Raw genomic sequence first — 10,714 nt, forward strand, 5'->3', positions numbered from 1 at the left:
GAATATTTTACAGACTCCTTAGTGTTGCTCTCTATATGCTGTCTACTTGACAGGGGTCAGTGCATTCATTCCGGAGCGGGCAGTCAATCCCCCCTTGCGGGGCGTAGGCCGAAGCGTAGACTGGAAATACGCTTCTTCCCCACTACAGCCTCTTTTTAAAAATCGAACGCCAACGCAAACAAAAATCAGGAAAACGTCGCCCTTCTTTAGGCGGCAACACCTCAGACAAAATTCGAATCAATTCCATGGTTGATTCCTCCTTTGTCATCAAGCAATTATCCTGTTCCACTCAGCCTACGCACCCAAATACGCTTTGACGATCGAATCGTCGGTCCTGAGCACGTCTGCCTTATTTTCCATGACGATGTGCCCTGTCTCCATTACATAGCCGCGATGAGCTAGCTTCAACGCTGCCTTGGCATTTTGTTCGATCAAAAGGATAGTCGTGCCTTGCCTGTTAATTTCTCTAATGATATTCATGATCTCAACCACAATTATTGGGGCGAGCCCCATCGACGGCTCATCTAGCATCAAAAGCTTTGGACGTGCCATGAGACCGCGGCAGATTGCGAGCATTTGCTGCTCGCCTCCGCTCAGCGTTCCTCCCATTTGTTCACTCCGCTCCTTCAATCGAGGGAACAGCGCGAAAGCCTGCTCAATCCCCTCTCCGATGGCCGCCTTCTCTTTTCTCAGTGTAAAACCGCCTAGCTCCAAATTTTCACGGACAGTCAAACCAGCAAAGATCCGCCTGCCTTCCGGTACATGGATGATGCCTGCCTCGACAATTTGGTGAGGAGCCCAGCCTACGAGACTCTTTCCATGAAGCAAGACATCTCCACTGGTTGGTCGAACGATTCCAGAAATCGTTTTGAGTGTCGTGCTCTTGCCTGCACCATTGCTGCCTAGCAGTGCGACGATCTCTCCTTCTTGCACATGCAGGTCGATGCCTTTAAGCGCTTCAATTTTCCCGTAAAACGAATGAATGCTGTTGATTGTCAAAAGTGGTGTCATATCGCCTCCTCCTCCTTTCCCAGGTAGGCTTCTACGACACGCGGATTGCTGAGCACATCCTCTGGAGTTCCCTCTGCGATCTTCTGTCCGTAGTCGAGGACGATTACTTTTTCCGAGATTTTTTTGATCAAACCCATATCGTGCTCGATGATCAGCACTGTCAGCTCGTAATGGGTGCGAATTCGCTTGATCAAAGCAATCAGGTCTTCCTTCTCCTCATAATTCAGCCCGGCAGCAGGCTCATCGAGGAGCAGCACTCGCGGCTTGGTAGCTAAGGCCCGCGCGATTTCCAAATAACGCTGAGCGCCATACGGCAAGTTTTTGGCAATGCGGTCGCAACTGTCTTCTATCCCCACGAAGCGAAGGCAATCTCTTGCCGAATCCTCGATAAAGGTTTCCTCTCGGCGCTGAGCGCGTGTCTGCCAGAGAGCTCCCCATACAGTCTGACTCGTGCGGCTGTGCATGCCTGATTTGACATTATCCAAGACGGTCAAATTCGGAAACAGCCGCAAGTTTTGAAACGTTCGCGCCATGCCGAGCCGTGTGATTTGGCTTGGCTTTTTTCCCACGAGCTGGTTGCCTGCCAGGATGATCTGCCCCGCAGTCGGACGATAAAATCCGGTGATCATGTTGAAGACGGATGTTTTCCCCGCTCCATTCGGGCCAATGATACTGCTGATCGAGCCTGGGCTGATATCAAAAGACAAATCGTTTACCGCAGTCAGACCGCCGAATTTAAGCGTTACATTTTTCACTGTCAAGCTTGACGTCATTACCGCTGCCCCCTTCCGTAGCCTCTTCTGTTTCGCCACGTTTCGTGTCTCTTTTCGTCTCATAGCGGGCAGGCCACAGCCCTTGGGGGCGAAACAGCATCATCGCGACCAGCGCGGCACCGAAGATCAAATACCGCCAATCTTCCACCGAGCGCAGCAGCTCCGGCAAGGCAATGACCAGCACGGCGCCCAAGACGACGCCGGGAATGCTGCCCAAGCCCCCCAAGACCACGGCCAGAAGAATCATGATGGACTGGGTAAAGCTAAAGCTGAGCGGCGCAATCGCACTCATTTTGACAGCAAAAACAGAACCAGCCAGACTCCCAATGACAGCTCCGATCGAATACGCCAGTAATTTCATCTTGATCCGGTTAATGCCCATCGCCTCTGCAGCATCCTCGTCTTCGCGGATATACATCCACGCCCTGCCAATGCGGGACGTGCCCAACCGGTTTACAGCCACCACCACCAAAACAGCAATGATCAAGATCAAATAGTAAAAGTCGATCTGTCCGCCAAGAACATAGCCCCCAATAGAAGGACGCGGTATGCCGTAAATGCCAGATGCTGATCCAGTAATAGGGAGATTAATCGCTAAAATACGAATGATTTCCCCAAAGCCGAGGGTGACAATTGCCAGATAGTCACTGCGCAGCCGAAGTGTCGGCGCACCGATGATCACACCCACAATAGCCGCTAATACCATGGAAACAGGCAAGGTCAGCCAAAACGACCATTGATAGACCGTCATCAAAATGCCTGTCGTATAAGCGCCTACGGCAAAAAAGGCGGCGTAGCCTAAGTCGAGTAATCCAGCAAAGCCGACCACCACATTCAGCCCCTGGGCCAAGACAACGTAGAACAAGGCAAGTGTCGCAACATCCAGCCAGTAGTTATTGGACAAAAACGGCAGTACACACGCGACAGCGAGCAACAGAACAACAGCGATTTTTTTTCGAGATGGATTCATCCGCTACATCCTCTCTGTCACTTTCTCACCCATGATGCCAGTTGGCTTCAATACGAGAATCAGGATCAACAAGGAAAAAGCCACGACGTCCTTCCATGAACCGCCGAAAATAAACGTTCCGGCTGTCTCCATCATCCCGAGCAACAGCCCGCCCAGCATCGCGCCCTGAATGCTACCAATCCCCCCAAAACCGCCGCCGTAAACGCCTTGAGTCCAATGATAAAGCCCATCATGAAATTGACGGTTCCGTAATAAGCACCTGCCATCGTGCCTGCACCTGCTGCCAGCGAAGCACCGATGAAAAAGGTCAAACCAATGACTTTATGCACATGGATGCCCATTAGATGACAAGCCGTCTGATCGAGCGCAATCGCCCGCATAGCCTTGCCGTACAGCGAACGATTGATGAAAAGGTGCAAGCTCAGCATCAAAAGCGCCGAGATGAGGACAAGCCCGATTTGGACATACGTGATTTTGGCCCCTAACAAGCTAATACCGTCGTGAGAAAACTGCAACGGATACACTTGATACTGCGCGCCCCAAATAATCATCGAGCCGTTTTCCAAAAAGAGTGAGACACCAATTGCCGTAATCAGGATAGAGAGTCGTGGAGCCAACAGGAGCGGCCGATAAGCCACCCTCTCGATCCCCATCCCGATGACCCCGACAATCACCATCGCAAGCAATAAGACAATCAATATTCCCATCAAGCCTGCTCCGGAAGAGTCTTTGCCGAGCACGCTGAGCAAGGTATAGCCGACAAATGCACCGAGCATGTACAAATCCCCATGCGCGAAGTTGAGCAGCTTGATAATGCCAAAAACCATCGTGTAGCCCAAAGCGATCAAACTGTAAAAAGCACCGATGACCAGTCCGTCCGCCAATGTTTGGACGAGAATATCCATTCCTCCACCATCCTTACTTAAGGCAATAATTGACGTAGACCCTACTTCGCTAACGTGAACTTGCCACCCGTCACTTTCAAAACGGCGAAGTTGGAGGTATCCAGCGTATTTTGGGCGTTGAACGAGATTGTTTGACCAAGTGCCTTGAAATCCTTTGTTTCTTTGATCGCTTTTTTGATGGCGTCACGATCAGTCGAGTTCGCTCGCCCGATCGCATCTGCCAGCAGATTGACCGCATTGTAGCTCAACGCAGAGAAGGGACCCGGTGCCAAGTTGTTGTACGTCTGCTTGTACGTAGAGGTGAACGCTTCTGCTCCCTCGATGAATTCGGCTGTAGGAGTCGCGGTAATCAGCAGCCCTTCTGCGTTGTCCGCACCTGCAATCTTGATAACGTCCTCACTGAATGAGCCATCGCCAACGAGGAACAAGCCGGATACACCTTTTTGCTTGAATTGTTTGACCATGAGTCCGCCAGCCGCATAATAGCCGGTAAAATACGTAGCGTCCGGTTGGAGGCCTTTTACTTTGGTTACCAGCGCACTGAAATCTTTTTCTTCTGGATTGATTGCTTCATACGCAATGACGGTGCCTCCTGATTTTTCAACGGACGCTTTGGCAAAATCGGCCAAGTCCTTGGCGTAGGCTGAATTATCATGAATGAGTACGACTTTTTTCGCTTGGTTCGCTGCCATGTAATCTGCTGCGGTTTGTGCTTGATCTGGGGTTAGGCCATTGATCAAAAATAGGGTGTCATGGCCTTGTGTGGGCAATTTGGCTGAGTTGGCTGCGGGAACGATCATGGGAATGTTGGCATTTTTGAATACACCCGATGAGGGTAGTGTCGCACCTGAGCAGTAGCCACCGACGACAGCGACTACGTTTTGGGAGACCAGCTTATTGGCTGCTGTCGTCGCCATTTGCGGATCACACCCATCATCAGCCACTTCTATCTTCAATTTTTTTCCAATAACTCCACCGCTGTCGTTTATTTTTTTGACAGCCATTTCGATGGCGTTTTGCATGTCTTTTCCATCCGTCGCATTGTTACCAGTTACTGGCAAAATCACCCCAACGAGAATTTCGCCAGCTTCTGCACCTCCAGTAGAAGATCCTTGATTGGCACATCCCGCTACAGCCAGCGATAGAGTCAACATCGCCGAGACTATCACGCTTCCCCATTTTTTCATAGCCCATCCCCCATTCGAATATTATTCGATTGATGCCCATTTCCAGTCGATTGCGCCTAAACCATCCTGAAAGATTCCTTTTACCTTGTCATTCTTCACCCATGTATGCGTATAGAAGTAGATCGGCATAATCGGCATTTCGTCCATCATGATTTGCTCGGCTTCACGCAGAATCGCCTTGCGCTTTTCCGGATCACTCTCTGTCGCGGACTGATTCAGCAGCTCTTTGAATCTCGGATTCTCCCAGCGCGTATCGTTATTGCCCCCATCCTTCTCCTTAAACAGTTCCAGGAAGTTGATCGGATCGTTGAAATCACCCGACCAGCCGAGACGCCCGACCTGGTAGTTGCCCTCGTGCATGGTCTCGAGGTACACTTTCCATTCTTGATTTTCCAGCTTCACTTCTGCACCAAGGTTTTGGCGCCATTGGTCCTGAATCGCTTCTGCGATCTTTTTATGCCCTTCCGACGTGTTGTAGCTGAGCTTGATCGGCGGCAGTTTGGAGATGCCCAGCTCTTTCATTCCCTCTTCTAACAGCTTTTTAGCCGTTTCTTGATCATTGTCTTTGAAATAACCGCCCGTATTGAGTCCCATGGTCGGTGGAACTGCTGCCATCGCTGGCTGCTGATTCGCTTGGAGTACGTTGTCGATCAAGATTTGTCGGTTAATAGCGTAGGCAAAAGCTTTACGAATCTTCACGTTATGGAACGGAGGTTTCTCTGTATTGAACTTGTACCAGTAGGTAGCACCGACAGGCTTTACTTGCAGCTTTCCGCTGTCTTTGAGCGCTGGCATCGCATCTGTTGGCAGCGAGCTTAACGGACTACCTGCCCAGTCAATTTCGCCATTATCGAACATGGACAGCTCTGTATTTTCATCCTCCACCATCGAGAACTCGATCTTGCCCAGCTTGACACTATCTTTGTCCCAGTAGTTGTCGTTTTTCACGAGTACCATTTTGCTTTTGTGTTCCCAGGACTCCATTTTGAATGGACCATTTCCTATGTGCGTTTTGGCATCTCCAGCCCACTTTTCATCAGACTCGACTACCTTTTTATTTACCGGGAAATAAGTTTGGAAGGCGGTTAGCTCCAGAAAAAACGGGGTTGGATTCGTCAATTCTACTTGGAGGGTCTTGTCATCCAATGCTTTTACGCCGACATCATCCAAGCTGCCATTTCCTTTGTTCGCTTTCTCCGCATTCTTGATGTAATAGAGCTGGTAGGCGTAATTGGACGCTGTCTTCGGATCGAGAGCTCGCTTCCACGCATATTCGAAATCGTGCGCTGTGACCGCTTCTCCGTTGCTCCACTTGGAGTCTCTCAGCTTGAATGTGTATGTTTTCATATCACTCGATACTTCAATTTTCTCAGCTACAGCTTCCTCCGGCTTGCCTGAAGGCCCGATGCGTGTCAGTCCATCAAAAACAGCTTTGACGATGGCAGCAGATGTCGTGTCTTCCGCAAGTCCAGGATCACCTGTGGGTGGCTCGGAATGAAGATTCCAGCGAAGAACTTGTGCTTTTGCTGGTTCTTTAGCAGTGGTGGCAGGTGCTGGCTGCGTGCTCGACTGTCCGCTCTGTGATGCTTGCTCGGCTGGCTTCGCTGCTGGCTGTCCTCCTCCACATCCTGCTAAAGCTAATCCCATCACCGCTACGCTACTCATTAGAGCGAAAATACTTTTTTTCATTTGATCAACCCCCATTTTTCAGTCGTTATGCATCGGTTTTCAGAATTATCAGAATGCAAGAGGTGTGCCAAAAATGAAGGAGGCAGTGGTGTAGTCATAGGGTCGGTTGTTGTAAATTTATTTGTACACTGTATATCTTTTTGTGTTTCAAATCTTAGACACCGCTTTTAGACAAAAAAAGCCTCAGCCCACTTACTCGGCCAAGGCTTTTGTCTCTCGATTTACAAGATGATCAATTCGCGCGGTGAATGTGTCAGCACCTCATTGCCACTCTCAGTGACAACCAGATCGTCTTCGATTCGGACCCCACCAAGCTCTGGGATATAAATCCCCGGCTCCACTGTCAAAATCATGCCTTCTTGGAGAACAACTGCGCAACGTGTGGACATAAAAGGCTCCTCATGAATATCCAGGCCCACTCCATGCCCCATCCCATGTCCAAATCGCTCACCATAGCCTTGCTCCGTGATGTAGTCCCGTGCGAAGGCGTCTGCCTCTTTCCCGGTAATGCCAGGACGAATGCCTGCAACAGCACGATTGCGTGCTTCCAGAACGATCTCGTAGATGGCTTTGAGCTGTTCATCAGGAGTGCCAACAGCAACCGTACGGGTAATATCAGAGCGATAGCCTTGGTACAATGCGCCAAAGTCCATTGTGACCATATCTCCTGCTTCAATTATTTTTTCACTTGCTACGCCATGAGGAAGTGCGGAACGATAGCCAGAAGCAATAATGATGTCAAAAGCAGAACCTGACGCCCCTTCTTTTCGCATGAACATTTCCAATTCGTTAGACACCGCAAGCTCTGTGATACCTGGACGCAGGAAGGAAGTAATATGGGAAAAGGCAGCATCGGCAATTTGCGCAGCCGTTCGGATGATTGCGAGCTCTTCCTTTGTCTTAATCAACCGCAATCCCTCAATGACACCTGACGTCGGAATGAATGCTGTTTTGACGGCCTCGCTGTATTTGCGATGCAAGACAAAGGTGACATTCTCCTCCTCAAAGCCGAGATGGTTGATCCCCATCGCTTCCGCCTGGCGGGCTACTTCACTGTATACGGATTCCTTTGTCGGCAAATAAACGATCTCAAAGTCTGTTGCTTGTGATTGTGCTTGCGCTATGTAACGGAAATCTGTGAAGAGCTTGGCCTGGTCCCGTGAGATGAGAACAACTCCGTAGGTACCTGTAAAGTTCGTGAGGTATCGGCGATTTTGTCCATTGGTGATCAAAAGCCCGTCAATTCCAAGTGAATCGAATTGTTCACGCAGTCTTTTTACTTTTTCCATCTCTGTCATCCCTCTTTTGTTTGTCGTGATTTGGCTAGTTCTTTGGGAATATTCAGCAAGTATTGTGCCAGCCAGGACGAGCTCACTCGCTTCCTCATGGCACGACACTTGCATTTTCATCAAGCAAGAATGAAAGGAGGCTTCATCATGGAATCGCATCCATTGATTATCTGCCGTTGTGAAGAAGTCACTCTCGCTGAATTGGTAGAGACCGCCCAAACCTATCAATGTACCGCACGCGAGCTAAAACTACGGACCAGAGCCGGAATGGGCTGTTGCGGTGGGAGAACCTGCCGTACAATGATCGATCAGGTTATTCAGCAAGTAACTGGCCAAGCGCCTTCTCATACTGTACCTCTCGGATACCAACCGCCTATCCGACCTGTCTCATTTCATACGCTTGGGGGTCATAGGGCATGAGTCAACGAATTGATCACCATCCTGTCCTCGGTTCACTCGGTGACAGAAAGCAGCTTTCTTTTCATTATAACGACTCCGTCTATATGGCTTATGAAGGCGAGACGATTGCGGGGGCCCTATTGGCCGCAGGGGTCCGCACACTTCGGGTGCATGAGGAAAAAGGAACACCGCGAGGAATTTACTGCAACATCGGTCACTGCTATGAATGTCGCGTTCATGTAGACGGTATTCCTACCGTGCGTGCTTGTATGACGCTTGTTCAGGAAGGTATGCAGGTAAATGCGGGTTCGCTCCTTCCTACTCCTTTGAAAAAAGGAGGGCATCATGCATGATCGACCTTCTCATCATCGGGGCTGGACCTGCTGGCTTATCTGCAGCAATTGCAAGTGCCAGGCAGGGATTGGCTGTTCGTGTAGTCGATGAGTTTTATCGCCCAGGGGGCCGCTTGCTCGGACAACTTCACGAAGAACCGGACGGTATGTGGTGGAATGGACTGGATGAGGCGGCCCGGCTCACAGAGACAGCGAAAAGTCTCGGTGTAGAAATCTGTTGCGGCGTCTCCGTCTTCCATTTGACGCAATCCCAGAATGGCTGGGTCGTCTCTACGACACAGGGGGAAATGACAGTCCCATTGCTCCTGATCGCAACCGGGGCTTCTGAAGCAGCCGTGCCTGTGCCAGGGTGGACGTTACCCGGCGTGATGTCCATCGGGGCTGCTCAAGTCATGACAAATGTGCAGCGAGTGCGCGTAGGACAACGCGGGGTAGTCATTGGGGTCAATATCTTATCAGTGGCGATATCACGGGAATTGCAATTGGCTGGAGTTACGGTGGATCGAATGATTCTCCCACCTAGTACGACTGTCAGCGGCACCGCGGGGCAACCAGAAGCAGTGATGCAATCCTTATTGCGCGTCGCCCATCTTGCCCCTTCCCTGATGATTCGGATCGGGAGCAAGCTGATGAGGAGTCCATGGATGCAAAAGCTGGCAATCGCCCTCTACCCCTCGAAAGGTTTTTCCATGTGGGATATCCCGATTCAGCTGCGAACAACAGCTCTGGAGATCGTCGGAACGTCTCAAGTCGAGGGTGTCCGTATCGCCAGGGTGGCAGCCGATGGTTCGCCTATAGATGGAACCGAACAAGTCATTCCAGCTGATTTCGTCTGTATCGCAGGGGGATTAAGTCCACTCGCTGAATTAGCAGCGATTGCCGGGTGTCCATTTGCCTATGTTCCATCCTTGGGCGGGCATGTCCCGTTACACAATGAAAGCATGCGAACGCCAGTCCCTAGACTCTATGTTGCCGGCAATATCACGGGAATTGAAAGTGCCAAAGTGGCAATGGCTCAAGGCACGGTCGCGGGACTTTCTATCGCAAAAGCTCGGGGGAAGCTGACGAATGAACAGCCATTATCGGATGCCATTCAACAGGTGAAAATCGTCCGGCAACATGCAACGATCCAGTTCCATCCAGACATTGTGGCTGGGCGTGCACTGGTGGGGCAAATGACAGCAGAATGGATCGCGCCCTAATTCATTCCTTCAATAGGAAAAGGCAGCCCGTCATTCTTTCACGGCAGGCTGCCTTTGTTTTTTCTTTCTGGTTTGTGCTTTGATAGTCGATGAAGATGACAACTCTGCGTCCAGAGAAAGCGAATCGTGTATTTCCTCTGCCTGTTCTCGATAGTAAGCAATCAGCTCAGGGTATTCCGCGATTTCTCTCTCTCCTGTCGGCGTGATCGCATACAGTCCTCGTTGCACACGTTTAAACCACCCGTAATGATTTTGGATAAGAATCGACGAGGTTTTTTCCCCAGCCCCTTTACTCTTGAGTAATTTGGGCGATAACGGCCCATGCTGTTGGAGCAACGTCGCGATTTGAATGCAGCTCTGCTTGTAGGCTGTCATGAGCTTGGTTTGATAACTGCCGCCCACATTGTAATCGCCGTATCTTCCCCGCATCTCTTCAATGATGCGGTTTCGCTTTTTTTGATTGAATTGCTTGCTTTTTACCCGATCAAACGGTCCCGGTGATATATTCACTTCCATGACTGCTGCCCCTCTTTTTGGAAAGGACACGAGAATGAGACCGAGCTCGAGACGTCTAACCAAGTAGCATATATCTTGCCATTTTTTCGAAAACAACTTGTATTTGGGCTTCGGGATTGCCATGTAAACAAAATCGGTATAGCGTTGTCGCTTGGTAGCCTGAATGAGCAATTCCACACTTAGGTTGCGTTTAAACTCAACAATGATCAGTTCCTCGCCTTTGATAGCCGTTAAATCGCAATGCTTGACCTCGCCAAAAACGTCATATCCTTGCGCGACAAAATAATTTCGAATCGGTTCGTACATGTCAGCTTCATATTTTTTCTCTGCTTTTGGTTCCATGTGCTCCCCTTCTCCTATAGGAAAAAGAGCCAATCCAGTGGATTGACTCCTCTCTTCGTTATTCCTTCAAAACTGAAT

The 10,714-nt window shown here is 50.0% G+C and carries 12 protein-coding genes; 3 read left to right on the forward strand and 9 right to left on the reverse strand.

Annotated elements, in window-relative coordinates; genetic code table 11:
• Window positions 1-294: 294 nt before the first annotated feature.
• The 8 genes from C7R93_RS28090 to C7R93_RS28120 all read right to left on the reverse strand — a co-directional run bounded on the left by C7R93_RS28090 (window position 295) and on the right by C7R93_RS28120 (window position 7,824).
• The gene (locus C7R93_RS28090; protein WP_106841878.1) at window positions 295-1,011 is read right to left on the reverse strand and encodes an ABC transporter ATP-binding protein; all 717 of its coding nucleotides are present in this window, start codon (window positions 1,009-1,011) and stop codon (window positions 295-297) included.
• Complete coding sequence (locus C7R93_RS28095; protein ID WP_106841879.1) at window positions 1,008-1,784, reverse strand: ABC transporter ATP-binding protein; 777 nt, start codon at window positions 1,782-1,784, stop codon at window positions 1,008-1,010. Before C7R93_RS28095 ends, C7R93_RS28090 begins: the two co-directional genes overlap by 4 nt.
• Window positions 1,747-2,754 carry a branched-chain amino acid ABC transporter permease gene (locus C7R93_RS28100; protein WP_106841880.1) on the reverse strand — a complete coding sequence of 336 codons (1,008 nt, stop codon included), beginning with the start codon at window positions 2,752-2,754 and terminating at the stop codon, window positions 1,747-1,749. The genes C7R93_RS28095 and C7R93_RS28100 overlap by 38 nt, the downstream gene beginning before the upstream one ends.
• A gap of 3 nt (window positions 2,755-2,757) precedes the next feature.
• Window positions 2,758-2,913: a hypothetical protein gene (locus C7R93_RS31220; protein ID WP_482758277.1), complete on the reverse strand. Its 156-nt coding sequence runs from the start codon at window positions 2,911-2,913 to the stop codon at window positions 2,758-2,760.
• On the reverse strand, window positions 2,886-3,659 hold the full coding sequence (locus C7R93_RS28105; RefSeq protein WP_482758278.1) for a branched-chain amino acid ABC transporter permease: 774 nt from the start codon (window positions 3,657-3,659) through the stop codon (window positions 2,886-2,888). Before C7R93_RS28105 ends, C7R93_RS31220 begins: the two co-directional genes overlap by 28 nt.
• A gap of 41 nt (window positions 3,660-3,700) precedes the next feature.
• Window positions 3,701-4,846: a branched-chain amino acid ABC transporter substrate-binding protein gene (locus C7R93_RS28110; protein WP_106841881.1), complete on the reverse strand. Its 1,146-nt coding sequence runs from the start codon at window positions 4,844-4,846 to the stop codon at window positions 3,701-3,703.
• A gap of 21 nt (window positions 4,847-4,867) precedes the next feature.
• A complete protein-coding gene (locus C7R93_RS28115) occupies window positions 4,868-6,535 on the reverse strand; it encodes a peptide ABC transporter substrate-binding protein (protein WP_106841882.1) in 1,668 nt (555 codons plus the stop codon).
• Between the two features lie 221 nt (window positions 6,536-6,756).
• On the reverse strand, window positions 6,757-7,824 hold the full coding sequence (locus tag C7R93_RS28120) for a M24 family metallopeptidase (protein ID WP_106841883.1): 1,068 nt from the start codon (window positions 7,822-7,824) through the stop codon (window positions 6,757-6,759).
• 147 nt (window positions 7,825-7,971) lie between these two features.
• Here C7R93_RS28120 and C7R93_RS28125 point away from each other — a divergent pair, with 147 nt between their 5' ends.
• The 3 genes from C7R93_RS28125 to C7R93_RS28135 are packed head-to-tail and all read left to right on the forward strand — an operon-like array spanning window position 7,972 to window position 9,778.
• On the forward strand, window positions 7,972-8,244 hold the full coding sequence (locus tag C7R93_RS28125; protein WP_106841884.1) for a (2Fe-2S)-binding protein: 273 nt from the start codon (window positions 7,972-7,974) through the stop codon (window positions 8,242-8,244).
• Complete coding sequence (locus tag C7R93_RS28130) at window positions 8,241-8,576, forward strand: (2Fe-2S)-binding protein (protein ID WP_106841885.1); 336 nt, start codon at window positions 8,241-8,243, stop codon at window positions 8,574-8,576. The genes C7R93_RS28125 and C7R93_RS28130 overlap by 4 nt, the downstream gene beginning before the upstream one ends.
• A complete protein-coding gene (locus C7R93_RS28135; RefSeq protein ID WP_106841886.1) occupies window positions 8,573-9,778 on the forward strand; it encodes an NAD(P)/FAD-dependent oxidoreductase in 1,206 nt (401 codons plus the stop codon). Before C7R93_RS28130 ends, C7R93_RS28135 begins: the two co-directional genes overlap by 4 nt.
• Before the next feature lie 30 nt (window positions 9,779-9,808).
• On the opposite strand, the gene C7R93_RS28140 is transcribed toward C7R93_RS28135, so the two are convergent.
• Window positions 9,809-10,636, reverse strand: coding sequence for a DUF2161 domain-containing phosphodiesterase (locus tag C7R93_RS28140; RefSeq protein ID WP_106841887.1), 828 nt, complete (start codon window positions 10,634-10,636; stop codon window positions 9,809-9,811).
• Between the last annotated feature and the right edge of the window lie 78 nt (window positions 10,637-10,714).

Origin of the sequence: Brevibacillus fortis (assembly GCF_003013395.1) — a bacterium.
GTDB lineage: Bacteria > Bacillota > Bacilli > Brevibacillales > Brevibacillaceae > Brevibacillus > Brevibacillus fortis.